General features: G+C 69.0%; 23 protein-coding genes. 6 read left to right on the top strand and 17 right to left on the bottom strand.

The features are described from left to right. Positions 1 to 32: 32 nt before the first annotated feature. From AC3WOH_RS24800 to AC3WOH_RS24810, 3 genes are all read right to left on the bottom strand, one after another. On the bottom strand, positions 33 to 689 hold the full coding sequence (locus AC3WOH_RS24800; protein WP_492231993.1) for a methionine ABC transporter permease: 657 nt from the start codon (positions 687 to 689) through the stop codon (positions 33 to 35). After that, positions 670 to 1,752 carry a methionine ABC transporter ATP-binding protein gene (locus AC3WOH_RS24805; protein WP_492231994.1) on the bottom strand — a complete coding sequence of 361 codons (1,083 nt, stop codon included), beginning with the start codon at positions 1,750 to 1,752 and terminating at the stop codon, positions 670 to 672. The genes AC3WOH_RS24800 and AC3WOH_RS24805 overlap by 20 nt, the downstream gene beginning before the upstream one ends. An 82-nt stretch (positions 1,753 to 1,834) precedes the next feature. After that, positions 1,835 to 2,644 carry a MetQ/NlpA family ABC transporter substrate-binding protein gene (locus AC3WOH_RS24810; RefSeq protein ID WP_492231995.1) on the bottom strand — a complete coding sequence of 270 codons (810 nt, stop codon included), beginning with the start codon at positions 2,642 to 2,644 and terminating at the stop codon, positions 1,835 to 1,837. A 228-nt stretch (positions 2,645 to 2,872) separates the two neighbouring features. Here AC3WOH_RS24810 and AC3WOH_RS24815 point away from each other — a divergent pair, with 228 nt between their 5' ends. Next, on the top strand, positions 2,873 to 3,952 hold the full coding sequence (locus AC3WOH_RS24815; RefSeq protein WP_492231996.1) for an isopenicillin N synthase family dioxygenase: 1,080 nt from the start codon (positions 2,873 to 2,875) through the stop codon (positions 3,950 to 3,952). Positions 3,953 to 3,989: 37 nt separating this feature from the next. Here the strand turns inward: AC3WOH_RS24815 and mgrA are convergent, their stop codons facing one another. Next, a complete protein-coding gene (mgrA, locus tag AC3WOH_RS24820; RefSeq protein WP_492231997.1) occupies positions 3,990 to 5,030 on the bottom strand; it encodes an L-glyceraldehyde 3-phosphate reductase in 1,041 nt (346 codons plus the stop codon). A 347-nt stretch (positions 5,031 to 5,377) separates the two neighbouring features. On the opposite strand from mgrA, the gene AC3WOH_RS24825 reads away from it, so the two are divergent. Together AC3WOH_RS24825 and AC3WOH_RS24830 are read left to right on the top strand one after the other, a co-directional pair. Then, complete coding sequence (locus AC3WOH_RS24825) at positions 5,378 to 5,722, top strand: DUF3088 domain-containing protein (RefSeq protein WP_492231998.1); 345 nt, start codon at positions 5,378 to 5,380, stop codon at positions 5,720 to 5,722. A 29-nt stretch (positions 5,723 to 5,751) separates the two neighbouring features. Further along, a complete protein-coding gene (locus tag AC3WOH_RS24830) occupies positions 5,752 to 7,080 on the top strand; it encodes an LLM class flavin-dependent oxidoreductase (protein ID WP_492231999.1) in 1,329 nt (442 codons plus the stop codon). 50 nt (positions 7,081 to 7,130) lie between these two features. On the opposite strand, the gene metC is transcribed toward AC3WOH_RS24830, so the two are convergent. The 11 genes from metC to AC3WOH_RS24885 form a co-directional block, all read right to left on the bottom strand. Next, on the bottom strand, positions 7,131 to 8,330 hold the full coding sequence (metC, locus tag AC3WOH_RS24835) for a cystathionine beta-lyase (protein WP_492232000.1): 1,200 nt from the start codon (positions 8,328 to 8,330) through the stop codon (positions 7,131 to 7,133). After that, positions 8,327 to 8,959 (bottom strand): cysteine dioxygenase family protein, encoded by a 633-nt coding sequence (locus tag AC3WOH_RS24840; RefSeq protein WP_492232001.1) that lies wholly within the window; start codon positions 8,957 to 8,959, stop codon positions 8,327 to 8,329. The genes metC and AC3WOH_RS24840 overlap by 4 nt, the downstream gene beginning before the upstream one ends. 37 nt (positions 8,960 to 8,996) lie before the next feature. Continuing rightward, the gene (locus AC3WOH_RS24845; RefSeq protein WP_492232002.1) at positions 8,997 to 9,854 is read right to left on the bottom strand and encodes an amino acid ABC transporter ATP-binding protein; all 858 of its coding nucleotides are present in this window, start codon (positions 9,852 to 9,854) and stop codon (positions 8,997 to 8,999) included. Beyond that, positions 9,841 to 10,638: an amino acid ABC transporter permease gene (locus AC3WOH_RS24850; RefSeq protein WP_492232003.1), complete on the bottom strand. Its 798-nt coding sequence runs from the start codon at positions 10,636 to 10,638 to the stop codon at positions 9,841 to 9,843. Before AC3WOH_RS24850 ends, AC3WOH_RS24845 begins: the two co-directional genes overlap by 14 nt. Continuing rightward, the gene (locus AC3WOH_RS24855; protein WP_492232004.1) at positions 10,628 to 11,374 is read right to left on the bottom strand and encodes an amino acid ABC transporter permease; all 747 of its coding nucleotides are present in this window, start codon (positions 11,372 to 11,374) and stop codon (positions 10,628 to 10,630) included. The genes AC3WOH_RS24850 and AC3WOH_RS24855 overlap by 11 nt, the downstream gene beginning before the upstream one ends. Positions 11,375 to 11,423: 49 nt before the next feature. Further along, on the bottom strand, positions 11,424 to 12,260 hold the full coding sequence (locus AC3WOH_RS24860) for a transporter substrate-binding domain-containing protein (protein WP_492232005.1): 837 nt from the start codon (positions 12,258 to 12,260) through the stop codon (positions 11,424 to 11,426). Positions 12,261 to 12,390: 130 nt separating this feature from the next. Further along, positions 12,391 to 13,995 (bottom strand): rhodanese-like domain-containing protein, encoded by a 1,605-nt coding sequence (locus AC3WOH_RS24865; protein ID WP_492232006.1) that lies wholly within the window; start codon positions 13,993 to 13,995, stop codon positions 12,391 to 12,393. A 23-nt stretch (positions 13,996 to 14,018) separates the two neighbouring features. Then, on the bottom strand, positions 14,019 to 14,987 hold the full coding sequence (locus AC3WOH_RS24870; protein WP_492232007.1) for a Bug family tripartite tricarboxylate transporter substrate binding protein: 969 nt from the start codon (positions 14,985 to 14,987) through the stop codon (positions 14,019 to 14,021). Between the two features lie 53 nt (positions 14,988 to 15,040). Then, the gene (locus AC3WOH_RS24875; protein WP_492232008.1) at positions 15,041 to 15,943 is read right to left on the bottom strand and encodes a fatty acid desaturase; all 903 of its coding nucleotides are present in this window, start codon (positions 15,941 to 15,943) and stop codon (positions 15,041 to 15,043) included. 4 nt (positions 15,944 to 15,947) lie between these two features. After that, on the bottom strand, positions 15,948 to 16,760 hold the full coding sequence (locus AC3WOH_RS24880; protein WP_492232009.1) for a phosphate/phosphite/phosphonate ABC transporter substrate-binding protein: 813 nt from the start codon (positions 16,758 to 16,760) through the stop codon (positions 15,948 to 15,950). Positions 16,761 to 16,775: 15 nt separating this feature from the next. Further along, a complete protein-coding gene (locus AC3WOH_RS24885) occupies positions 16,776 to 17,786 on the bottom strand; it encodes an ornithine cyclodeaminase family protein (RefSeq protein ID WP_492232010.1) in 1,011 nt (336 codons plus the stop codon). A gap of 217 nt (positions 17,787 to 18,003) precedes the next feature. Here AC3WOH_RS24885 and AC3WOH_RS24890 point away from each other — a divergent pair, with 217 nt between their 5' ends. Continuing rightward, a complete protein-coding gene (locus tag AC3WOH_RS24890; protein WP_492232011.1) occupies positions 18,004 to 18,795 on the top strand; it encodes an aromatic amino acid lyase in 792 nt (263 codons plus the stop codon). Here the strand turns inward: AC3WOH_RS24890 and AC3WOH_RS24895 are convergent. Beyond that, positions 18,692 to 19,078: a winged helix-turn-helix transcriptional regulator gene (locus tag AC3WOH_RS24895; RefSeq protein ID WP_492232012.1), complete on the bottom strand. Its 387-nt coding sequence runs from the start codon at positions 19,076 to 19,078 to the stop codon at positions 18,692 to 18,694. The genes AC3WOH_RS24890 and AC3WOH_RS24895 overlap by 104 nt on opposite strands. 101 nt (positions 19,079 to 19,179) lie before the next feature. Between AC3WOH_RS24895 and AC3WOH_RS24900 the strand changes: the two genes are divergently transcribed. Together AC3WOH_RS24900 and AC3WOH_RS24905 are read left to right on the top strand one after the other, a co-directional pair. Beyond that, positions 19,180 to 19,566 carry a YybH family protein gene (locus tag AC3WOH_RS24900; protein ID WP_492232013.1) on the top strand — a complete coding sequence of 129 codons (387 nt, stop codon included), beginning with the start codon at positions 19,180 to 19,182 and terminating at the stop codon, positions 19,564 to 19,566. A gap of 113 nt (positions 19,567 to 19,679) precedes the next feature. Further along, the gene (locus AC3WOH_RS24905) at positions 19,680 to 20,825 is read left to right on the top strand and encodes a metallophosphoesterase (RefSeq protein ID WP_492232014.1); all 1,146 of its coding nucleotides are present in this window, start codon (positions 19,680 to 19,682) and stop codon (positions 20,823 to 20,825) included. Between the two features lie 15 nt (positions 20,826 to 20,840). Here the strand turns inward: AC3WOH_RS24905 and AC3WOH_RS24910 are convergent, their stop codons facing one another. Continuing rightward, the gene (locus AC3WOH_RS24910) at positions 20,841 to 23,243 is read right to left on the bottom strand and encodes a putative bifunctional diguanylate cyclase/phosphodiesterase (RefSeq protein WP_492232015.1); all 2,403 of its coding nucleotides are present in this window, start codon (positions 23,241 to 23,243) and stop codon (positions 20,841 to 20,843) included. Positions 23,244 to 23,323 lie beyond the last annotated feature (80 nt).

Consider the following 23,323-nt stretch of genomic DNA (forward strand, 5'->3'; position numbering starts at 1 on the left):
ACTCTACCCCAAAGCCCCCGGGTCCGCTGGCCCTAGCGCTTGTGGTCCACCCGCCGTGCCAGCCATTCGCCGGCCAGCTGGATCAGCGTGACCAGGCCGACCAGGACCACGATCACCTCGAACATCACGCGCGTTTCGTAGCGCTCGTAGCCGTAGCGGATGGCCAGGTCGCCCAGGCCGCCGGCCCCGACCGCGCCGGCCATGGCCGAGGCGTTGACCATGGCGATCACGCTCACCGTCATGCCGCCGATGATGCCGGGCAGCGCCTCGGGCAGCAGCACGTGGCGCACGATGTGCCAGCGCCGGCAGCCCATGGCGCGTGCCGCCTCGATCAGGCCCGGGTCCACGTCGTTCAGGCTGACCTGGGCGATGCGCGCATAGAACGGGATCAGGTTGATGGACAGCGGCACCACGGCCGCCCAGGTGCCCAGCGTGGTGCCCACCAGGAAACGCGTGACCGGCAGCAGCGCCACCAGCAGGATGATGAAGGGCACGGCGCGGAACACGTTGACCATGATCGACAGCCCCTTGTGGAAGCGTGGCCGCGGGTACAGGCTTTTCGCTGCAGTGACCGTGAGCACCACGGCCAGCAGCAGGCCGACCGCGATGGCGATCACGGCGGAGACGCTCACCATGAGCAGGGTTTCCAGGAAGGCCTGAACGTACTTGTCAATCAGCGGAGTGGACATAGCCGAGGATCTCGATGCGGTCGGCGCCCAGAGCAGCGCGTGCGCTGTGCAGGGGAGGAAGGTCGTGGGCGGGCACGGACACCAGAAGCCGCCCCTGGGCGTGGCCACGGATGCGGTCCAGCCCGCCATGCAGCAGCGTGGCGCCAGGCCCGAGGGCGGCCAGCGCCTGCAGCGGCAGGCCCTGGGGGCGCGCTGCGCCCGCAAAGCCCAGGCTGAGCACGGCCTGGCCGGGTCGGCCACCAAGGTCCGGCACCAGCGCGCTGGCCAGGTCGCCCGGCAGGTCGTGCTGCAGCGGGCGCAGCAGGGCGCGCGTGGCATCGGCCTGCGGCTCGCCAAACACGCGCCAGACCTCGCCCAGCTCCACCAGCTGGCCCTGGTCCACCACCAGCACGCGGTCGCAGACCTCGCGGATCACGGCCATGTCGTGGGTGATGAGCACGATGGTCAGGCCCAGCGTGCGGTTGATGTCGGACAGCAGGGCCAGGATGGACTGCGTGGTCTCGGGGTCCAGCGCCGAGGTGGCCTCGTCGCACAGCAGCACCTCGGGCCGGTGCACCAGTGCCCGGGCAATGCCCACGCGCTGCTTCTGCCCGCCCGAGAGCTTGGCGGGGTACACGTCGGCCTTGTCGCGCAGGCCGACCAGGTCGAGCAGGGCATCCACGCGCGGCGTGATCTCGGCCGGCTGCACGCCGGCCACCTTGAGCGGCAGGGCCACGTTCTCGCGCACCGTCTTGGCCGACAGCAGGTTGAAATGCTGGAAGATCATGCCGATGCGCCGGCGCAGCGCCACCAGGCCGTCCTCGTCCAGGGTGTTCACGTCCACACCGTCCACGTGCACGCGCCCGCCGCTCGCATCTTCGAGCCGGTTGATGGTGCGCAGCAGGGTGGACTTGCCCGCGCCGCTGCGGCCGATGATGCCGAAGACCTCGCCGCGGCGGACGTGAAAGGAGATCGCGTCCAGGGCCTTCACCGGGCCGCTCGGGCCTGGGTACTCCTTGTGCACATGGTCGAAAACAATGTGCGGGCCGGCCGGGTCGGGCGCCGCGCTCTGGGGGGAGGTCATGGGGCAGGCAAGGTGGGGCAGGGCGCCGGGTTCGGCACCCTGCGGGCAATCGGTGCGAAGGCGAAGAAAGGCGGCGTGCGCGTCAGAAGGCGGGGATGACCGAGCCCTCGAACTTCTTCAGGATGAACTGGCGCACTTCCTCGGACTGGTAGGACTTGACCAGCGGGGCCACCCAGGGCTTGCCCTTGTCCTGCTCGCGCACCACGAGGATGTTGACGTAGGGGTTGTTCTCGCGCTTTTCCACGGCGATGCCATCGCGCGTGGCGATCAGCCCCGCCTGGTAGGCAAAGGTGTTCACGATGGCCGAGGCGTCCAGGTCGTCGAGCGAGCGCGACAGCACGACCGATGCCGCCTCGACCAACTGCACCTTCTTCTTGTAGCCCGTGACATCGGCCAGCGTGGCCGTGCCGGTGGCGGGGTTGAAACCATCGCGCAGCGTGAGCACGCCCTGGTCGCGCAGCACCACCAGCGCGCGGGTCTGGTTGCTCGGGTCGTTGGGGATGCCCAGGCGTGCGCCGTCGGGCAGGTCCTTGAAGGCCTTGACCTTCTTGGAGTAGAACGCGATCGGCGAGATGTAGGTGTCGCCCACCGCGGCCAGCTTGTAGCCGCGCTGCTGGATCTGGTCGCGCAGGAAGGGGTTGTGCTGGAACGAGTTGGCTTCGAGGTCGCCGTTGTTGAGCGCCTCGTTCGGGCTGGCGGTGCCGGTGATCACCACGGGCTTGATGGCAAGGCCATTCTTCTTGGCCACCTGGGTGACGACCTCCCAGATCTCCTCGTCCACACCGCCGCGCACGCCCACGCGCAGCGTCTGGGTGGATTGCGCCCATGCGGCTGCGGTGGTGGCGAGGAGGGCGGCTGCGGCCAGGGTGCGCAGTACAGAGCGTTTTTGCATATGGATGACCAGAAAATCAATGAATAGGTTCTAAGAGGGCGGAGTCTAGGCAGCAATCGGGCCGGCGCAGCGAAGCTTTTCGAGTAAGCAAATGCCGCTGCCGAGCAAGCGCGGGACGGGGCGCAGCGATGCTTTGCGCATGTGCTTGGGCGAAAAACTTCGTTGGCCCTGCGGCAGGCGCTGCGGACAATGCGCTCCCCATCCGATGGCTTGACGCCTGCCTGTTCCATGACCGCCACCACTGCCTTGACTGCCCCGACCTTGCCTGTCCTCGATCTGCGTGCATTCACCGAGGGCGATGCGCTGCAGCGCGAGCGCTTCGTGCACACCCTGCGCGAGGTGGCCCATGGGGTGGGCTTCTTCTACCTGCGCGGCTACGGCACGGCGCTGGGGCAGGAAGAGGCGCTGTTCGACGCGGCGCGCGCCTTCTTCGCGCTGCCGGCCGAGCGCAAGCAGGCGCTGCAGATGGTGAATTCGCCGCATTTCCGTGGCTACACCGGGCCGGGCCTGGAGATCACACGCGGCGCGCAGGATTGGCGCGAGCAGATCGACATCGGCGCCGAATACCCGGCCATTGCCCAGGGCCCGGGCGTGCCGGTGTGGACGCGCCTGCAGGGCCCCAACCAGTGGCCGGCCGAGCTGCCCGGCCTGCGCACTGCCGTGGTGGCCTGGCAGCAGGCGCTGACGGTGGCCGGGCGCCAGCTGCTGCGCGCGCTGGCCCTGGCGCTGGGCCAGGCCGAGGACTGCTTCGACGCGGCCTTTGCCACCGCGCCCATCCAGCATGTCAAGCTGATCCGCTACCCGGGGCGTGGCGCCGACGTGTCGCAGCAGGGCGTGGGCGCGCACAAGGATTCGGGCTGCCTGACCCTGCTGCTGCAGCACCGCGAGGCGGGCCTGCAGGTGCTGGACCGCAGTGCGCCTGGCGAGGCCTGGATCGACGTGCCGCCCATCGACGGCACGGTGGTCATCAACCTGGGCGAGGTGCTGGAGGTGCAGTCGGGCGGCTACCTGCGCGCCAACATCCACCGCGTGGTGAGCCCGCCGCAAAGCCGCGAGCGCTTTTCCATCGCCTTCTTTTTGAGCCCGCAGCTCGATGCGGAGCTGCCGCCCCTGCCGCTGCCGCCCGCGCTGGCGGCCCGCGCGCGGGGCGTGGACCGGGATCCGCGCAACCCGCTGATCGCCCACACGGGGCGCAACCTGCTCAAGGGGCGCCTGCGCTCGCACCCCGATGTGGCCGAACGCCACTATGCCGACGTGCTGGAAGCCGAGGGGATACGGCCAGGCGCATCTGCCGGCGCCTACGCCTGAGGCGATGCGGCGGCAGGGCTTGCTGCCGCCGTTCCGTTCAGGCGTACTCGGTTGAAGGCTTTTCCCAGAGGTTGATGCCGCCTTCGACCGCGTGGCGGTCGATCTCGGCGAGTTCCTCCGCGGTGAACGACAGGTTCTGCAGCGCCGCGACGTTGTGCACGATCTGCTCGGGCCGGCTGGCGCCGATCAGGGCCGAGGTGACGCGTGGGTCGCGCAGCGTCCAGGCCAGCGCGAGCTGGGCCAGGCTCTGGCCGCGGCGCTGGGCGATCTCGTTGAGGGCCCGCGCGCGCTGGATGTTGGCGTCGGACAGGTGCTCGGCGCGCAGCGATCCGCCACCGGGGCGGTTCACGCGCGCATCGGCAGGCGTGCCGGCCAGGTACTTGTCGGTCAGCAGGCCCTGGGCCAGCGGGGTGAAGGCGATGACGCCGGCGCCGATCTCCTCGGTGGCGTCGAGCAGGTCCTTCTCGATCCAGCGGTTGAACAGGTTGTAGGCCGGCTGGTGGATCAGCAGCGGCACCTTCCACTCCTTGAGCAACGCAGCGATCTCGCGGCTCTTGCGTGCCGAGTACGACGAGATGCCGATGTACAGCGCCTTGCCCTGCTGCACGGCCTGGGCCAGCGCGGCGGCGGTTTCCTCCAGCGGGGTGTCGGGGTCGTAGCGGTGCGAGTAGAAGATGTCCACATAGTCCAGGCCCAGGCGCTGCAGGCTCTGGTCCAGGCTGGCCAGCACGTACTTGCGCGAGCCGCCGCCCTTGCCATAGGGGCCGGGCCACATGTCCCAGCCGGCCTTGGAGGAGATGATGAGCTCGTCGCGGTAGGGCCGGAAATCCTCCCGCAGCAGACGGCCGAAATTGGTCTCGGCGCTGCCGTAGGGCGGGCCGTAGTTGTTGGCCAGGTCGAAGTGGTTGATGCCGTGGTCGAACGCGGTGCGCAGCAGCTGGCGCTGCGTGTCGATGGGCGTGCTGTCGCCGAAGTTGTGCCACAGGCCCAGCGACAGGGCGGGCAGCACCAGGCCGCTGCGGCCCACGCGGCGGTAGGCCGCGCCTTCATAGCGGGAGGGCGATGCGGTATAGCTCATATGTGAATGTCCCCGGTTGGAAGAATAATCAACGAAACAGTGCGCGGCAGGGATGGTGCCGCAAACCCCGGAGCATGGTATCCCTTTCAGCGGCCTGCACAGCGGCAAACGAAGGTGCTGCCTTGGTTTGCGCATATGCATATGTCATATTGAAGAATATCCATATGACATATTCCATGCCATTTTGATTCGGCGCCTGGCTATATTGGCGGCTCGCTGATATCTGTGCCGCTGCCATTGCGCACCGCATATTCCATTCGACGCTTGTCCATCGCTGCCACCGCTGTGGCGGCGCGGCGCAGCCTTGCCGGCTGCACTCACCTTGATTGAACGAAAGAGAAAGCGCCATGAGCCGCGACCGACTCCTGCTCCTGCAACCGGGCTTCGAGGATGCCCGCCATCCCGGCGAGCGCTTCGTGTGCCCGCACTGCATCGGCATCGAAGGCCTGCTGGCCGGCAACCCCGAACTGGCCGCGCGCCTGGACATCGAGCGCCTGCCGTACCCGCGCCCGCGCCCCGTGGTCATTGCCGCGCTCGATGCCGACCACCAGAGCCTGCCCGCGCTGATCCTGGGCGACGGGCACCCCGTGCCTGCCGATGCCAAGGCGATCGGCGCGGTGCGCTTCGTGAACGACGCCAAGCGCATCCTCGAACTGCTGGCCGAGCGCCACGGCTATCCCAAGGTCCATTGACGGGCGTGCCACCGCCTGCGAAACGCGCCATGACCACAGCCTCTCCGCCGCGCCAGCTGCACCTGAACGTCAACATCCTGCACTCGGGCTTCGTGCCCTCGGCATGGCGCCTGCCGGACAGCGACCCCGGCGCCTTCATCGACGTGCACCACTACACCCGCGTGGCGCAGATCGCGGAGGCCGCCAAGTTCGATGCGGTCTTCCTGGCCGACAACGCGGCCATCGCGGACCAGATCCACCTGCGGCCCATCACCGCCATCGAGCCCACCATCCTGCTGACCAGCATGGCGGCGGCGACCTCGCGCATCGGCCTGATCGCCACGGCCTCCACCAGCTACAACGAGCCCTACAACATCGCGCGGCGCTTTGCCTCGGTAGACCATGTGAGCGCAGGGCGCGCCGGCTGGAACATGGTGACCACGGCCGACCTGGCCTCGGCGCGCAACTTCGGCCGCCAGGAAGTGCCCGACCACCAGCAGCGCTATGCGCGAGCGGGCGAGTTCGCCACCGTGGTCAAGCGCCTGTGGAACAGCTGGGAGGACGACGCCCTGGTGGCCGACAAGGCCACCGGCCAGTTCGTGGATGCGGCCAAGGTGCACCCCATCCTGCACCATGGCAGCCACTTCGCCGTGCACGGTGCGTTGACCCTGCCGCGCAGCGCCCAGGGCCACCCGGTGCTGGTGCAGGCCGGCGGCTCGGCCGATGGCCTGCAGCTGGCGGCCGAGCATGCCGAGGCGGTGTTCACCGCATCGACCACCCTGGAGGAGTCGCTGGCCTATGCGAACAAGCTGCGCGCCGCCGTGCGTGCGGCCGGCCGGCCGGCGGGCTCGCTCAAGCTGCTGCCCGGCCTGACCACCATTGTCGGTGCCACCGAGGCCGAGGCAGTGCGCCGGCGCGACGAGCTGGTGGACCTGATCCCCTGGGAGTACAACGTGACGCGGCTCGCCGGCATCCTGGGCATTGCGCCCGAGCGGCTGCACGCCGACCAGCCCCTGCCCGAGAACATCGAGCTGCCGGCGGGCGGCAACGGCAACCACACCTTCTTTCACGCGACGCTGTCGGCGGGGCGGCGCGACAAGCTCACCGTGCGCGAGCTGGTGCGGCGCCTGGCCGGCGGGGGCGGGCACCGCGTCATCGTGGGCACGCCCGAGCAGATCGCGGACGATCTGCAGCACTGGTTCGAGAGCGGCGCGGCCGATGGCTTCAACCTCATGCCCGACGCCTTGCCCGGCGGGCTGCAGGATTTCGTCGATGGCGTGGTGCCCCTCCTGCAGCGCCGTGGGCTGTTCCGCACCGAGTACGAAGGCAGCACGCTGCGCGAGCACCTGGGCCTGGCGAAGCCGCCGCGGCACGGATGATGCGCGAGCACCTGGGCCTGGCGAAGCCGCCGCGGCACGGATGAGGCGGGTCAGCCCCTGCGTGCCAGCGCCTGGGCCAGGTCGGCCGTGAGATCGGCCGGGTCTTCCAGCCCCACATGCAGGCGCACCACGGGCGTGCCCTCGCTGCGCCAGTGGCTGTGCTCGCGCAGGCGCTCGGGCGCGGCCGTGATGGCCAGGCTTTCGTAGCCGCCCCACGAGGCACCGATGCCAAAGAGCTGCAGCGCGTCGACCACCCGGTCGGCCGCGGCCGGGTCGCTGCCCTGCAGCGCGAATGAGACCAGGCCACTGGCGCCACGGAAGTCGCGCTGCCACAGGGCATGGCCAGGGTCCTCGGGCAGCGCCGGGTAGAACACCCGCGCCACGCCCGGCTGCTGCTGCAGCCAGCGCGCGACCTCGGTGGCATGGCGCTGGTGCTGGGCCAGGCGCACCGGCAGGGTGCGCATGCCGCGCAGGGTCAGGGCGGCATCGTCGGCGCCCACCGTGAGGCCCAGGGCCTCGTAGGCGTTCGACACTTCTTTGGCAAGGGCCGGGCTGTCCACCACCACCACGCCCTGCATCACGTCGGAATGCCCGGCCAGGTACTTGGTGGCCGCCTGCACGGAGATGTGGGCGCCATGCGACAGGGGCTGGTAGAACCAGCCGCCGCTCCAGGTGTTGTCGGCCACCACGGTGAGCCCGCGTTCGCGCGCGATCGTGGCCAGGTGTGGCAGGTCCAGCACCTCGTAGAGCAGCGAGCTGGGCGACTCCAGGTACACCAGGCGCGTGGTGGGGCGGATCTTGCCGGCCAGGTCGTCCTCGGAGGGCGAGAAGAACTCTAGCGTGACGCCCAGGCGCTGCAGCAGGAGCCGGTCGATGCGGCGCAGCGGCGCGTACACGCTGTCGGCCACCAGGGCATGCTCGCCCGGCGACAGCAGGGCCACCAGCACCAGGGCGATGGCCGACAGGCCCGAAGGCGTGAGGAAGGCGCGGTGCCCGCCTTCGAGGCCGGTCACCGCATCTTCGAGTGCGCGGTGCGTGTCCATGCCATGGCGGCCATAGGCGGCCACGCGTTCGCCGGCATCGCGGCGCTCGTGGTAGCGGTGGTAGGCCGCCATGCTCTCGAAGCGCACGGTGCTGGTGCGCACCACGGGCACGTTGACCGGGCCGGCACCTTCGCGCAGTGCCGGCTGGCCGGCGTGCAGCAGCCGGGTGGCCGCGCCCAAGGTGTTGGTCGTCACGGGCGCGCTCATGCCGCGGCCGTGCTGGGCTTGAACTGGGTGGCGTTGTAGTTGATCACCGCGCCCGTGGCCGGGTCGATGCCGATGCGGCCCGACAGGCGCTCCAGCGGCTTGCCATACAGGTGGAAGTGCAGCGTGGGCTCGGTGCCCACCACGTGGATGCTGTGCAGGTCGTCCGGCAGAAAGGCCACCGAGGTGCCCGGCTGCACCGTGAGTTCGCGCACCACGCGGATCTCGGCTTTCGCAGGATTGCTGCCATCGTCGGTGCGCTCGTACAGGCGGTTTTCCTCCTGGCCCTGCACGGCCACGATCACGGCCCAGGTCGTGTGGTTGTGCGGCAGCGTGGTCTTGCCGGGGTTGATGGAATTGAGGTACAGCGCGATGCCCTCGTCGCCATCCGCCGCGTTGAGCCGGTAGCGCGTGGACTCGCCCACGCCCGAGGCCGGCGGCGGAAAGTCGGCCCGCGTGAACAGCGTGCCCTGTGCGGCCAATGCCTCCAGCCGGGCCGTGACCTGGGCCAGCGTGGCGCGGTCGGGTGGGCCTGCCTCTACCGTGCGGCGGATGTCGGCCAGGGCCTGGTCGATGGCGGCGCGGCGCTGGGCGGCCAGCGCGGGGTTGGAAGGGGTGTGGGCGGTGGTCATGGGCGTTCCTGTGGGGGTGACGGTAGTCGTTTTGGGGTCAGATGGCAAAGCGCAGGCCACCGAAGGGGGTGGCCGGCTCCGCGGGGAAGGGCATTGGGGGCCGGGCTCGGGTGCCGTCGCCCAGCGCGCGGCTGAGAAAGGCGCGTGTGCGCTCGCTCTCGGGCTGGCCGAAGATGCGTGCGGGCGGCCCGTGCTCGACGATGCGCCCGGCCTCGGTGAAGTACACGGCGTCGCTCACCTCCTCGGCGAAGCGCATTTCGTGCGTGACCAGCACGCAGGTCATGCCGGCCTGCACAAGCTCGCGGATCACGGTGAGCACCTCACCCACGGTCTCGGGGTCGAGGGCCGAGGTGACCTCGTCGAACAGCATCAGTTCGGGCTGCATGGCCAGGGCGCGGGCAATGGCCACGCGCTGCTGCTGGCCGCCGGAGAGCTCGCCCGGGTAGGCGGCTTCCTTGTGCGACAGGCGCACGCGGTCGAGCAGCTGGCGTGCGGTGCGCTCGGCATCGGCGCGCGCGCGGCCCACCACGCGGGTGGGGGCGATCACCAGGTTCTCCAGCACCGTGAGGTGGGGGAACAGGTTGTACTGCTGGAACACGAAGCCCACGCGCTTGCGCAGCGCGATCAGCTCGGCCTCGGTGCGCAGCGTGTCCACGCGCGTGTCGCCCACCGTGATGCTGCCGCGCTGGGGGCGCAGCAGGCCCGTGATGCAGCGCAGGATGGTGGACTTGCCCGAGCCCGAGGGCCCGATGATGGAAACGGCCTCGCCACGGCGTACATCGAGGTCGATACCCTGCAGCACGGTGTTGCTGTCAAACGCCAGGTGCAGGTCGCGCAGCGCGACCAGCGGGGTGCCCTGGTCCTGGTTGGCGGTTGCAGTCTCAGTGGTGGTCATGGCGTTGTTCCAGCAGCCGCGTGGCGCGCGCGATGGGGTAGCAGTAGGCGAAGAAGAGCGCCAGCAGCGTGAAGTACACGAGGATGGTGAAGTCGGTGCGGGCCACGGTGTTGCTGGCGATCTGGGCCGTGTCCACCACATCGTGCACGCCCACCAGCGAGGCCAGCGAGGTGCTCATGGTGATGCTGGCGTACAGGTTCATCCAGGGCGGCAGCATGCGCCGCAGGCACTGGGGCAGCACGATGAGGCGGAAGATGTCGCGCCGGCGGAACGCCAGCGAATGCGCGGCCTCCCACTGCGTGGCGGGGATGGACTGGATCGCACCGCGGAAGATCTCGGCCACGTTGGCGCTGGTTGGCAGGGCCAGGCCCAGCACGACCTTGGTCCAGTCGGGAAACGGCAGGGTCCAGGACACCAGGTGCAGCTCGAACGGGAACACATAGGTCGTGAAGTACACCAGCACCAGCACCGGCGCATTGCGAAAGGCCTGCACATAGCAGCGCACCGCTGTGCGCACCGCGCCCACGGGCGAGAGCGCCAGCGCGCCGAGCACCAGGCCCACGACCGTGCCCAGCGCAACGGCGAGCACGCTGATCTCGATGTTGACCAGCAGGCCGCGCAGCAGGGCGGGCGCCCATTTCCACAGGTGCTCGAAGGCGGTGGGCGTGGTGCCGGTGGTGCTCCAGAACGCCAGCACGGCCAGCACGGCGGCCGCGCCGATCAGCCAGGGGTTGCGCACCACGGCCAGCGCCACGGGACGGCGCAGGGTGAGTTCACTGGCCATAGCCGGGCATCCTCAATCGGTGTTCGAGCCAGAGGCCGGCGCGGCTCACCAGCCAGGTCAGCAGGCCGAAATACAGCAGGATCAGGAGCAGCAGTTCGAGCACGTTGTCGCGGTTGGTCCAGATCATGATGGATTCGTAGGTCACGTCGCCCACGGCAATGGCCGAAGCCACGGCGGTCATCTTCACCAGGTCCACCAGGTTGTTGACCAGCGAGGGCAGCGCAAAGCGCAGGGCCAGCGGCAGCTGCACCCGCGCCAGCAGCTGCCGGCGCGAAAAGCCCAGCGAGCGCGCGGCCTCCAGGGTCACGCGCGGCACGGCCTCGATGCCGGCGCGCAGGGCCTCGGCATGGAACACGCCCTTGTGCAGCGACACCACGATCACCACCCACACCAGCGGCGTGAGCGGGTTGCCCACGCCCGTGCCCTTGAGCTGCTGGCTGATGAGCATGTTGAGCACCAGGAAGCCGCAGTACAGCTGCACCAGCGTGGGTGTGTTGCGCGTGACTTCGACGAAGGCCCGCGCCGGCAGCGCGAGCCAGCCGCGCGGCGAGGTGAGCAGGGCCGCCAGCGCCACGCCGGCTGCCAAGCTGCAGGGAATGGTGAGCAGGCACAGCTGCAGCGTGACCCCGAGGCCGCGCACGAAGGCCTGGCGTTCGGCAGCATCGAGCACGAAGGCATAGTTCAGGCCGATGCCCTGAAGGGCCTGCACGGCCTGGGGGAGGAGTTCAGTGGTCATCACGGGAAGCGCCCCACCGCCTGGCGGGGCGTGGGGTGCCGTCGGGGTGTCAGGTGCCCGACTTGAACTTTGCCTGCAGCTCGGGCAGCAAGGGCTGCGCGGGCTCGATGCCCAGGCGCTTTTCGGTGGCGATGAGCCAGCCCGTGCGGTGCCAGTCGCGCACCACCTTGTCCACGGCGGCAATGGTGTCGACCTCGCCCTTGCGCGTCCACACGACAGAGGGCGCCGGCAGCAGCTCGGCCGCGATGGGAGCGTTGTGGCCGCTCCACTCGGGGTTGCTGCGCAGCAGCGGGTGGATCAGCGTCGCGTCGTGCACGGCGGCCACGCAGTTGCCGCCCTTGAGCGCCAGCAGCGATTCGGACGAGCTCTTGAAGCTCTGCACCTGGGCACCGTAGTCGGCCGCCAGGGGTTTGGCATAGCTGCTGCCCTGCGACAGGCAGACCGTCTTGCCGCGCAGGTCTTCCCAGCGCGTGATGCCGCTGTTCTTGAGTGTGGCCGCCGTGCCGCCCACGCGGTAGAACGGGGTGGGCGCGTAGCCCAGCACCTCGCCGCGCTCGGGGGTGAGCTCCATGGAGGCGATCAGCAGGTCGACCTTGCCGGCCTGCAGAAACTGCACGCGGGTGGCCGTCTGCACCTGCACCAGGTCGGCCTCCACGCCCAGGCCCTTGGCCAGGGCGCGGGCCAGCTCGGGGTTCCAGCCCACCAGCTGCTGGTTGGCAGGATCGATGGAGCCGAAGGGCCCGCCGTTGATCAGCACGCCGATGGTGACCTTGCCGCGCTGCTTGATCTTGTCCAGCGTGGCATCGGCATGGGCGGCGGGGATGCTCAGTGCCAGCAGGGATGCGGTGGCGAGGACGGAGCGTGCGAAGGAGCGAAGAGGCAGCATGGGTGGATAGGCAGCAAAAGCCGCATGGTGCCGCCCCGCATGTCGATAGAAAAGAAACGTTTCCAACTATTCATATCCGGATTTCGTTGGACGCGCCCGCGCACCCGTGGGTGGCGGGGCGGGTGGGACTTCAGGCGTGCGCCGTGTGGCGTTCTGGCAGGCGGAAGGCGCCGAGTTCGTCGGGTGCGCACTGCGCGATGAGGCCGGTTTCCCAGGCGAGGTAGCGCCGCGCCGCGTCGAGGTTGCCGTCGTGCCGGTCATGCACGAAGAACAGGTAGTCGATGGCCTCGGCATCGGCGGGGCTCTCGGGCGACGCTTGCTGGGCCAGGCCTGCGGCCGCCCACTGGGCATGCGATGCCCAGTGCACCAGGGGCCAGCCGGCCTCGCGCAGGTCGATGGCCGCCAGCTGGGCGCTGGCGGCGTCGGCTGCGATCAACAGCACCGGGCGCTGCGGCGCTGCGCCTGCGGCCTGCGCTGCCGCAGCGATGCGGGGCCGCACGGCCCAGCGGGCACCCTGGGGGTGCTGGCGGCGGTGCGCGAGCGACGGCTGCAGGTCCAGCAGCAGCGGCTGCTCCCTGTCCAGCCACTGCGCGAGGTCCGCCGCGGGTACTTCGGGCACCGGGGGCAGGGCGGGTGCATGCGGGGCCGCGGCGGGCAGGCGCAGGGCGGCGCCGATGCCGCCCTCGACCACCGCCGTCTCGTGGCCCAGCCGCGCCAGCCAGGCGGCCACCACCGCGGCGCGCACGCCGTCGTCGTCGAGCAGCAGGGCGCGGGCGCCGCGCACGCCAATGGTCTGGTCCGTGGCCTGCAGCAGCTGGCCGCCCGGGGCGTGCCGGGCGCCGGGGAGGGTGCGCGCGGCGAATTCCTCGGCCGTGCGCACGTCCAGCACATAGGTGGTGCGCGTGCTGTCGTCGATCCAGGTCTGGGCCTGCGCGGCCGTGAGCCAGTGCACGCCCGCCTCCTGGGCCAGCGCGCGCGCGGCGGCCTGGTCGGCCGCGTGCGGCGCCACGGCCTGGCGCGCGCCGCTGCGGGTGCTGCCATGTTCCAGCGTGAGCCCGGCCAGGGCCCAGCCCTGGGTGCCGTTTTCCAGTGCCAGCACCGGGTTGGGCACGCCCAGGCTGCGCAGGATCTGCGCGCCGATGATGCTGCGCGTGCGCCCCGCGCAGTGGACTACGATGGGGGTGTCGGCATCGGGCACCAGGCTGCGCCAGCGCAGGGCCAGCTCACCGTTGGGGACGGAGACGGCGCCGGGGATGGCCATCTTGTGGTGCTCCTGCGCCGTGCGGCCGTCGAGCAGCACCAGCGGCTGCTTTGCATCCAGGCGCGCCTTGAGCTCCTGCGCGCTCAGGTGCGGTGTGTCGTAGGCATGCTCGACCAGTTCGCCGAAGGTCTTGGAGGGCAGGTTCACGCCCTGGAACAGTGTGAAGCCGGCCTGCTCCCAGCCGGGCGCGCCGCCTGCGAGCACATGCACCTGGGAGTAGCCCAGCCCCGCCAGGCGCTGCGCAGCCCGCCCGGCCACGCCGTCGCCTGCGTCCAGCAGCACCACCCGGGTGTCCAGGCGCGGTACCAGGGCGGCAATGTCGATTTCGAGCCGGCTGTAGGGCGCGGGGATGGCAAAGAACGGGTGGCCTTCGCCGAACTGGCCGGCCTCGCGCACGTCCAGGAGCGCGATCTCCTGGCCATCGCTCAGCCAGGCGCGGGCAGTGGCGGGGGAAACGGTGTGGGAATGGGGCATGGTGCGGCTCGAAGCGAGGGAGCTCAGTTGGGCTGGATGCCGGCCTGCTTGACCACGGCCACCCACTTGGTCGTCTCCGACTTGATGAAGCTGCCCAGCTCCTCGGGCGTGCTGCCCACGGTGAAGGCGCCGATGGCGTCATAGCGCTTCTTGAAGTCCGCGCTCTGCATGATGCCCTTGAGTTCGCCCGCGACCCTGTCCACGATGGGCTTGGGCGTGCCGCTCTTGGCCACCACGGCATACCACGAGGTGACCTCGAAGCCCGGGTAGCCGACCTCGGCGAAGGTGGGCACGTTGGGCAGCCAGGGCGCGCGCGTCTTGTAGGCCACGGCCAGGGGCTTGAGCTTGCCGGCCTGCACGTTGGGGATGGCGGTGATCACCTCGTTGAAGATGAACTGCGTCTGGCCCGAGAGCAGGTCGGTCATGGCCGGCGCCGCGCCCTGGTAGGGGATGGCGGTGAAGTCGGCACCCGTCTGCGTCTTGAGCAGCTCGCCCGCCAGGTGCGAGTAGGCACCCAGGCTCACGCCGAAGTTCACCTTGCCCGGGTTCTTCTTCGAGTACTCGATCAGTTCCTTGGGATTCGTTGCGGGCACATTGGGGTTGACCAGCAGGACCTGGGGCGTGAGCACCAGCAGCGAGACCGGGGTGAAGTCCTTTTCCAGGTCATAGGGCAGCGACTTGAACAAGGCGGGCTGCACCGTGAGGTTGGACGCCGGGGCCAGCAGCAGGGTGTAGCCGTCGGCCGGCTGGCGCGCCACCCAGTCGAATCCGATGTTGCCGGCGGCGCCGCTGCGGTTTTCCACCACCACCGGCTGCTTGAGGCGCTTGGCCAGTTCTTCCCCCGTCTCGCGCGCCACCTTGTCGGCAATGCCGCCAGCGGGGTAGGGCACGACCAGGTGGATGGTCTTGGTCGGGTAGTCCTGGGCCGCGGCGGCCAGGGACACCAGGGCGGTGGCGGCGGCCACGGCAAGGCGGGTAAAAGAGGAGGGCATGGGAAATCTACCTGGGTCGGGAAAGGGGAGGAAAGCCGGAAGGCGCGCCGCCATCACCACTTGGGGTGCTGAGGCACGAAGACCGGCCGGAACAGGAACAGCCGGGCGATCTGCAGGTAGCTGCGGTAGTAGAAGTTCTGGTTGGCCGCGAGCATCTCCTCGCGGTGGTCCGTGAAGCGCTGGCGGATCTGGTACCAGGGCAGCGTGGGCTGGCGGTGGTGCACCAGGTGCAGGTTGTTGTAGAGGTAGAGCACGCCCATGAGGGTGTTGGACTCCACGATGGCCACGCGCTCCATGGGCTGCTCGCCCCAGCGGTGTTCGGTGAAGGTGCGCAGCATGCCCAGCGACATGCCGGGCCAGGCAAAGCACACGAGGTATTTCCACAGCGGCATCTCGCACACGCCGATGACCCACCAAAGGATCACCGCCAGGCTGACCGCGTGCACGGCCCAGTGCCGCAGGTTGGAGTGGTCGCCTGTGCGCACGCGCAGCGTTTCCTTGCGCGCCAGCTTCCACAGCCTGAGGAAGGGGCCGAACACCAGGCGGAACCACAGCTGCTGGTTGAGCATGACCAGTCGGTAGCGCCAGCTGCCGGGCGCGGGCCAGGCGCCCTGCAGGTGGTAGTAGCTTTCGGTGTCGCGCTGCGGGTGCGTCAGGTAGAAGTTGACGTGGTGCGTGCTGTGGCTCTTGTTGTAGATGGGGTAGGGCATCCACAGGCCCAGGGGCGGCCAGACGAAGGCGGTGCGCAGCCAGGCGGGCCAGTGGCGCATGGCGTGGATGCTCTCGTGTTGCAGAGAGAAATGCCACTGCGTGACATAGCCGCCCGCCAGGAACAGCAGCACCGCGGGAATGGACGCATGCCACCAGGTCAGCGCCAGCCACGATGCATAGAGCACCAGGCCGAGGAACACGGTGGGCAGCTCGTAGCGGTGCCAGAAAGCCTTGATCGCCTTCATGGTCTCACAGCTCCTCGAAGGCGGGCACGGGCAGGTGCGCCGATTGCGCCAGCGGCGCATAGTCGGCCGCGGCCGGGAAGGTGAAGTCCGCCAGCAGCAGCCGGCTGCGCAGGTCCGCCAGTTCCGGTGCCTGGATGGCCGCAGCCAATGCGCTGCGCAACGCCTGCAGCGTGCCGCTGTCCACGGGCGCGGTGGCCACCAGCGGCGGAATGGGGCGGGGCGCCGTGGTGGCGATGGTGCGCACCTGCGCGGCGAACTGGGGATCGCCCTGGCGCAGCAGGTCGTGGTAGTAGCTGTCGAGCGGGCCCACGTCGATGTCGCCGCGGGCCAGCGCCTCGATCACGCCGCGCGCATGGACCAGGTGGCCCACGGCGCGCGCGTACAGCCGGCCCTGTCCGCGCTGTTGCCTGAACGGGGCCAGGTGGGCACGGAATGCGACCCCGCCCGACATCGAGTCGGCCAGGGTGTAGCCCACGGTGCCGCCGAAGGTGTCCTCCAGCGTGGCGAAGGGCGCATCCGCGCGCACCACGATGTCGGTGAAATAGACGGCCCGGCCGCCATAGCGGGCGGGCGAGGGCACGGGCGCCGCAACCAGCTGGGCCGGCGGTGTGCGCAGCGCGAAGGGCAGGCCGCACATCATGGCCAGGCCCAGGTCCTGCCGCGCCCAGAAGGGGTTCAGCGCGGCGGGCGGGTCGTAGTCGATCACCGGCCAGGGCAGCCGGGCATGTTCCAGCACCCAGGCCAGCAGGGCTTTCCAGTCGGCGCGCGCCTGGGGCGTGGCCGAGTACATGCGCGCATTGGCGACGGGCGTGGTCATGGTGCCATCGGCCCGTCAGCGAAAGCGCAGCTTCTGGCCGATGCCGAGCTTCTCGGCCTTGACCAGCATGGCGTGGCCCAGGGCGATGTCCGACAGCGACAGCCCGCGGTGCCAGAACAGCGTGGTCTCGGCATCGCTTTCGCGGCCCGGGCGCAGGCCGGCGACGATCTGGCCGAGTTCGGCATGCAGGTTGGTTTCGGACAGCCGGCCACTGTCGACATGCGCGCGCAGCGCGCCGAAGGGCCCGGCCTTGGCCTGGCCCCAGTCGTCCATGACGAACTTGTCGACGATGTCGGTGAGCGAGAGTTCGACCGCGCTCATGGTGCCGTAGGGGATGATGCAGGCGCCTTTCTTGATCCACTCGGTCTTGAGCAGCGGCTCGGGCTTTTCCAGGCGCGAGGCCTCAACCACGATGTCAGCGCCGTGCACGGTCGATTCCCAGTCGCTGGTCACCGTGATCTTTTTGCCCAGGTCCTGCGCAAGGCGCTGCGCGAAGGCATCGCGGCTCTCGGGCCGACGCGAGTGCACGCGGATCTCGTCGAAGTCGAAGATCGAATCGAGCAGCCGTACGTTCCAGTACGAGGTGCCGCGCGCGCCGATGTGGCCCAGCACCTTGGAGTCCTTGCGCGCCAGGTGCCGTGCCCCGAGGGTCGTGACCGCCCCGGTGCGCATGTCGGTGATGTCCGAGGCATCGATGGTGGCCAGAGGCACGCCGGTCTTGGGGTCGAACAGGTTCAGGATGGCCAGTTCGGAGGGCAGGCCGTGCTCATAGTTGCGGTAGAAGTCGCCCACGGTCTTGACGCCCGCGATGCCATGCGTGCCCAGCGTGCGGATGTAGCCACGCAGCACGTTGAAGTGGCCGGGGTAGTCTTTCTCCGGCACCAGGTGCATGCGCGGCTCGATGGTGGCCTGGCCCAGGCCCTGGGCCCGCAGGCCGGATTCGACGGCAGCGAGGATTTCGGTGTCCGTCAGCGCCAGTTGCTGGACGTCGGGATGGTTGAGGTACGTGAGGTCGATGTTCTGCATGGGAGCCCTGTTGCAGAAAAAATTCTATCGACGCGCCTTAGTTGAAAACCTGCTGTCTTCATGCGCAAATCTTCGTTGCCAGGGGGGGGGCTGCACTGGTGAAAGAAAGAGGTATGCAGCCTGGGCGTGCGATGGCAAAGGACGGGCGTCCGTTCAACCATCGGGTGGCGGTCAGCAGATCCCGCGGCGAATGACCCTGCATGGCTAGATTTTGGTCGTGCAAACAAAATCACCCACCACCGTCATCCTGGACGGACGCAGGCTCACGATCGAGGAGGTTGTCGACATCGCTACCGGCAAACGGCGTGCATCGCTCGGTCCATCGGAGGCGTTTCGCCAGCGGATTGATGCAGGGGCCCGGTTCCTCGTTCGTCTGCTGGTTGAGGACGGGGTGGTCTACGGGGTCACCACAGGGTACAGCGATTCCTGCACGGTTCAGATTCCTTCGGACCTGATTGCGGAGCTGCCCCACCATCTCTATACCTACCATGGCATTGGCGCCGGCCGGATTTTCACGCCAGAGGAGACGAGGGCCATTCTGGTGGCACGGCTCAATTCGCTGTGCCAGAGCGTCTCCGGTGGAAGATCGGGCACTGGAAAAGGGGTTGCAGGAACTGGTCCGCGGCCTGCGCACAGGCAAGTGGGAGGTCTACAGCGCCTGAGAACACTTCCAGATCTCCTCCGGCAGGCCTGCGGGTGGCAGAAATCGACCGCCTCCTGCTGCGCTTGCCAGAGGTATCGAAGCGGTCAGGAATGTGCCGTTTCGCCATGTATGAACAGCGGGTTCCTGGCCTGTTTCCTCGCTCCGTCAAGAGGGACCCGAGAGGTCACGCCACGCCAAGGCGCCAATCCAGGGGAGTGGCTGAATGTAGTCGGATGGAGTGCTTTCTGCAGGGGCTTTCGGGTCACCCAAACCGGTCGCCCAAGGGCTCGGCGGGGTCTTCGTGCCGGCTGGCCAACCGTTCAAACTGGTCCAGGATGCCCACCACCTGCCGGCCCTGCGGCATGAGGCGGTAGGCCACCGTGCGCGGAAAGGTCGCGCGCTCCTCGCGCTGCACCAGCCCGCGTTCCTGCAGCGCCTTCAGGCGCTCGCTCAGCACCTTGGCGGTGATGCCGGGCAGGGCGGCCAGCAGATCCTGGTGCTTCATCGGCCGCTCCTGCAGGTGCCACAGCAGCAGGGCGTTCCAGCGGTGGCCCAGAAAGCCCAGCCAGTCTTCCACCGGGCAGCGTTCCGGCCGCACGGGGGCGGGCTGGTCTTTGTGGTGGCGGCTGCTGGTGGTCGATGGCTGCATGGCGGGGAGGGGGCTGGAGGTATCCATTTGGAAAGGTCTGGGCCGGGCTGTTTCACTGCCGGTCTCAGCCACCTTTCTTCCACGATGGGATTGTTGTCATCATGTACCAAGTCACCGACCCCGCGGCCATGAACACCGCCTTTGCCAGGGCATTCAACAGCCGCGATACCGACCGCCTGCTGGCGCTGTACGAGGACCAGGCGCTGCTGTGTGCCGACGCCTCGGGCACCACCCTGGCGGGCAGGGCTCAGATATCCGATGCGCTGGGCGCACTGCTCGCGCTGCCCGGCACCATGGAGTCTCGCAACCTCTTTTGCCTGGTGGCCGGTGAACTGGCCCTGCTGCGTGCCGTCTGGTCGCTGTTGGGCGACGATGGCACTGTGCTGGCCAGTGGCAGTAGCGCCGAGGTCGTGCGCCGGCAGGCGTCTGGCGAATGGCGCTATGTGATCGACCATGCGCTGGGGGCGAGCCTGCCGGATGCCGGGTAGCAGCGCTTTCCAGCGACCGAGAGGAGGCTGCGCGCTCGCGACGGGGCTGGATATTCAGGGCGGTGCCCGCATCTACAGATCTCTGCGGCTCCGCCGCGCCCCTTTTTGCCACTATGCCGCTGCGCCCGCTGACGCTCCTGACCACCTTTTTGCACTTCTACATCGGCCTGCGCCTGGTGCCTGCGCTCTCTGCCTGGCCGGGCGCAGGGCCTGCGCTGGCCGTGGCGCTGTTGGTCTGTGCCATCGCCTTGCCCAAGCCCTTCCAGCACCGCAGGGGCCGCCGCGGCGCGGCCGGGCCGGCATGGACCTGGCTGGGCCTGCTGGCCATGGGCTGGTTCTCGTCGCTCTTGGTCCTCACGCTGCTGCGGGACCTGGTGCTGGCCGGGGCCTGGGCCGGTGGCTGGTTGCCGGAGGGCGGCTCGGCGCGCGCCGACAGTGCGGCCGCGGTGGTGATCGCGGCCACGCTGGCGTCTCTGCTGGGCTATTGGAACGCGCGGCGCACGGCGGGCGTGCGACGCATCGATGTGCCCCTGGCCGGGTTGCCGGCGGCGCTGCAGGGTTTCACCATCGTGCAGCTCAGCGACCTGCATGTGGGGCCCACCATCCGGCGCGGCTACATCGCGCGCATCGTGCGCCGCGTGAATGCGCTCAAGGCAGATGCCATCGCCATCACGGGCGACCTGGTGGACGGCAGCGTGCCGGAGCTGCGCGAGCACATTGCGCCGCTGGCCGACCTGCAGGCGCGCCACGGCAGCTTTGTGGTGACGGGCAACCACGAGTACTACGCCGGTGCAGGCCCGTGGATTGCCGAACTGCGCCGCCTGGGGTTGCGCGTGCTGCTCAACGAGCATGCGGTGCTGCGGCCGGCGGCGGGGCAGGGCGATGGCGATGCGCTGGTGCTGGGCGGGGTGACCGATTTCACGGCCGGGCATTTCGATGCCAGCCATGCCAGCGACCCGCAGCGCGCCCTGGTCGGCGCGCCACCCGAGGCCCGCACGCGCGTGCTGCTGGCGCACCAGCCGCGCAGTGCGCCGGCCGCTGCGCAGGCGGGGTTTGCGCTGCAGCTGTCGGGCCACACGCACGGCGGGCAGTTCTGGCCGTGGAACCTGTTCGTGCCGCTGCAGAACCCCTTTGTGGCCGGGCTGCACCGACTGCAGAGCATGTGGGTCTATGTGAGCCGCGGCACGGGCTACTGGGGGCCGCCAATGCGGCTGGGGGCACCGTCGGAGATCACGTTGATTCGGCTGGTGGCGGCCTGAGGGCAAGCGCCGGCTTCATCCGGGATGCTGATCCGTGCGAACGGCTGCCGAGGCGACGCACTCAGGAGGTGGATTCCATGCCCGCATCCACGCAACCAGGTCCTGCAGCGGCATGGGCCTGGCGATGCCATAGCCCTGCAGGCCATCGCACCCCAGGTCGCGCAGGGCCTGCGCGTGTGCCAGGGTCTCCACGCCTTCGGCGATCACGCTGCGGTTGAAGGCGTGCGCGAGGCTGACGATGCCGCGCACCAGGGTGCGGTCGCGCGGATCGTGCAGCATGTCGCGCACGAAGGACTGGTCGATCTTCACGGTGTGGGCGGGCAGGCGCTGCAGGTAGGTGAGCGACGAGTAACCGGTGCCGAAGTCGTCGATCGAGCACTGGATGCCCAGGCCGTCCAGCCCCTGGATCACGTAGGCCACGGCCGACAGGTCATTGAAGGTTTCGGTCTCCAGCAGTTCGACCTCCAGGAAGGGCGAGGGCAGGGCGGGATACTGCCCGAGCAAACGCGCGGCTTCGCACTGAAACCGGCTGTCGATGAGGGTGGATACGGTGACGTTGATGCTCAGCGGCAAGGGGTGGCCCTGGGATGCCAGGGCCTGCCCCGCCTTGAAGGCGGCATCCAGCACCCAGTAGTCCATCTGGTTGGCCGCCGGGGTGCCCACGATGTCTTCGAGGAACGCGCCAGGCGCCAGCAGTCCCCGTTCGGGGTGGTGCCACCGGACCAGGCTTTCTGCACCGATGACCTGGCCATCGGAGATCCTCACCTTGGGCTGAAAGAACAATTCCATCTCGCCGTGGTGCAGGGCTTCCTCGACCAGCTTGGCCGTGTGCCTGCGCGCCTGCACCCGCTGACCTTGCTGTACGTCGAACACCACGATGCGGTCCCTGCCCTGTTCCTTGGCCGCGTAGAGGGCCAGGTCCGCGTGGCGCAGCAGGCCGTCGGCGTCGGCCATGTCGTCGGGGTGGAAGGTGACCCCTGCGCTGCAGGTGAGGCGCAATGGGGTGCCATCCAGGGTGGCCGTCTGCGCGAGTGCCAGGCGCAGGCTCTCCAGCTGCTGCAGCGCGTCATCCTTGCGCGGGCAATTCTTCAGCACGACGGCGAATTCATCGCCGCCAACCCGCCCGATGAGGTTCTCGGTCCCTGCTTCTTTTCTGAGGCGTTGTGCAAGGACCCGGAGGAATCGGTCCGCCATGGCTTGGCCCCACTGCTCGTTGAGGTCCTTGAACTGGTCGATGTCCAGCAGGCACAAGGTCAGGACGCTATTGGTTTGAGCGCCTTGCTCCAAGCAGGCATTGAGCTCTTTGGTGAAAAGGCGCCGGCTGGAAAGGCCTGTCAGGGCGTCGTAGTTGCCGAACGTCTGCAGCACCTGCTCCAGATGCCGCTGCTCGGTCACGTCCTTGCCGACCGAGACCCACCTGCGCACCCTGCCGTCGGGGTCCTTGATGCCTTCGACGGTGACTTCGGAGACAAAGGTCTCGCCATTCTTGCGGCGCCGGACCAGCTCGCCATGCCATCGGCCGTCGCGCTCGATGGACTGCGCGACCCTGCGCAGAAAGTTGGTCTCGCCGTCCTCGTCGATGCGCAGAACAGCCGATGACTTGCCGATCAGCTCCTCGCGCGAATAGCCCAGCACATGGACGTACGCAGGGTTGACATCCAGCACGGTGCCGTCCGGCTGCACGATGGCGATGGTGTCCTTGCTGTTGACGAACACGCTGGCGGCCTGGCGCGCTTCGGCGAGCAGGGTCTTCAAGGTCTCGGCCGTCTGGGCCAGGGCCTCTTCCCGCTGGCTCAGTTTCTGGGTGTTGTCCAGCAGAAAGCCCAGCAGGACGGTGCCGATGGGGTAGACCACCAGCACCGCAACCCACGAACGTGCGGTCACTGCGCGCGCGATGTCCGCAGGCAGGGTCTGTATGGCCAGTATGCCGCCCGCAGCCAGGCTGAAGCCCAGCCCCACAAGCCAGAGTGCGTCGGACAGGGTGCTGGGCATGCGCAGGGAGGAAAAGAACGGCCTGTAGCGCTGCCAGAGCCAGCCGATGGTGGTGGTCAGTGCGATGCCGACCATGGCGGGGCCGCTGCCGATGCCGCCCAGGCTGAGTCGGTAGGCGCCCAGCACGGCGGCGCACAGCAAGGCGCCCAGCGGGTGCAGGTAGGCCCCGGCCAGGCCGGCCATGACCAATCGGGCATCGACGATCACGCCCTCGGCGAGGCGCAAGGGCATCAGCATGGTCAGAATACCGATCACGCCGAACATCAATCCGGTGACCCAGGGCAGCCATCTGCGCCGCCTTGCCATGACGGCCGGGTCGGGGTGGCGCTGGCCGCTGATGACGATGCTGTAGAGCGCTGCAAGAAAGGAAAGCAGCCCGGCGTTGACGCCCATGTCCTGAATCAAAGACGTGGTGCCGATGCTCATGGTGCCTTCCGCAGCGGTGGGGGCCGTACACCCCGGGTATCGGCGTAACGGTTCGTAGAGTGTGCATGCCCCCCGGGGCA

This window comes from Acidovorax sp. FW305-C-20-28 (genome assembly GCF_058783375.1).

Bases quoted from the DNA above. Each gene is read 5' to 3' on its own strand.
- AC3WOH_RS24800 (WP_492231993.1), bottom strand. From the start codon at position 689: ATGTCCACTCCGCTGATTGACAAGTACGTTCAGGCCTTCCTGGAAACC.
- AC3WOH_RS24805 (WP_492231994.1), bottom strand. From the start codon at position 1,752: ATGACCTCCCCCCAGAGCGCGGCGCCCGACCCGGCCGGCCCGCACATT.
- AC3WOH_RS24810 (WP_492231995.1), bottom strand. From the start codon at position 2,644: ATGCAAAAACGCTCTGTACTGCGCACCCTGGCCGCAGCCGCCCTCCTC.
- AC3WOH_RS24815 (WP_492231996.1), top strand. From the start codon at position 2,873: ATGACCGCCACCACTGCCTTGACTGCCCCGACCTTGCCTGTCCTCGAT.
- mgrA (WP_492231997.1), bottom strand. From the start codon at position 5,030: ATGAGCTATACCGCATCGCCCTCCCGCTATGAAGGCGCGGCCTACCGC.
- AC3WOH_RS24825 (WP_492231998.1), top strand. From the start codon at position 5,378: ATGAGCCGCGACCGACTCCTGCTCCTGCAACCGGGCTTCGAGGATGCC.
- AC3WOH_RS24830 (WP_492231999.1), top strand. From the start codon at position 5,752: ATGACCACAGCCTCTCCGCCGCGCCAGCTGCACCTGAACGTCAACATC.
- metC (WP_492232000.1), bottom strand. From the start codon at position 8,330: ATGAGCGCGCCCGTGACGACCAACACCTTGGGCGCGGCCACCCGGCTG.
- AC3WOH_RS24840 (WP_492232001.1), bottom strand. From the start codon at position 8,959: ATGACCACCGCCCACACCCCTTCCAACCCCGCGCTGGCCGCCCAGCGC.
- AC3WOH_RS24845 (WP_492232002.1), bottom strand. From the start codon at position 9,854: ATGACCACCACTGAGACTGCAACCGCCAACCAGGACCAGGGCACCCCG.
- AC3WOH_RS24850 (WP_492232003.1), bottom strand. From the start codon at position 10,638: ATGGCCAGTGAACTCACCCTGCGCCGTCCCGTGGCGCTGGCCGTGGTG.
- AC3WOH_RS24855 (WP_492232004.1), bottom strand. From the start codon at position 11,374: ATGACCACTGAACTCCTCCCCCAGGCCGTGCAGGCCCTTCAGGGCATC.
- AC3WOH_RS24860 (WP_492232005.1), bottom strand. From the start codon at position 12,260: ATGCTGCCTCTTCGCTCCTTCGCACGCTCCGTCCTCGCCACCGCATCC.
- AC3WOH_RS24865 (WP_492232006.1), bottom strand. From the start codon at position 13,995: ATGCCCCATTCCCACACCGTTTCCCCCGCCACTGCCCGCGCCTGGCTG.
- AC3WOH_RS24870 (WP_492232007.1), bottom strand. From the start codon at position 14,987: ATGCCCTCCTCTTTTACCCGCCTTGCCGTGGCCGCCGCCACCGCCCTG.
- AC3WOH_RS24875 (WP_492232008.1), bottom strand. From the start codon at position 15,943: ATGAAGGCGATCAAGGCTTTCTGGCACCGCTACGAGCTGCCCACCGTG.
- AC3WOH_RS24880 (WP_492232009.1), bottom strand. From the start codon at position 16,760: ATGACCACGCCCGTCGCCAATGCGCGCATGTACTCGGCCACGCCCCAG.
- AC3WOH_RS24885 (WP_492232010.1), bottom strand. From the start codon at position 17,786: ATGCAGAACATCGACCTCACGTACCTCAACCATCCCGACGTCCAGCAA.
- AC3WOH_RS24895 (WP_492232012.1), bottom strand. From the start codon at position 19,078: ATGCAGCCATCGACCACCAGCAGCCGCCACCACAAAGACCAGCCCGCC.
- AC3WOH_RS24900 (WP_492232013.1), top strand. From the start codon at position 19,180: ATGTACCAAGTCACCGACCCCGCGGCCATGAACACCGCCTTTGCCAGG.
- AC3WOH_RS24905 (WP_492232014.1), top strand. From the start codon at position 19,680: ATGCCGCTGCGCCCGCTGACGCTCCTGACCACCTTTTTGCACTTCTAC.
- AC3WOH_RS24910 (WP_492232015.1), bottom strand. From the start codon at position 23,243: ATGAGCATCGGCACCACGTCTTTGATTCAGGACATGGGCGTCAACGCC.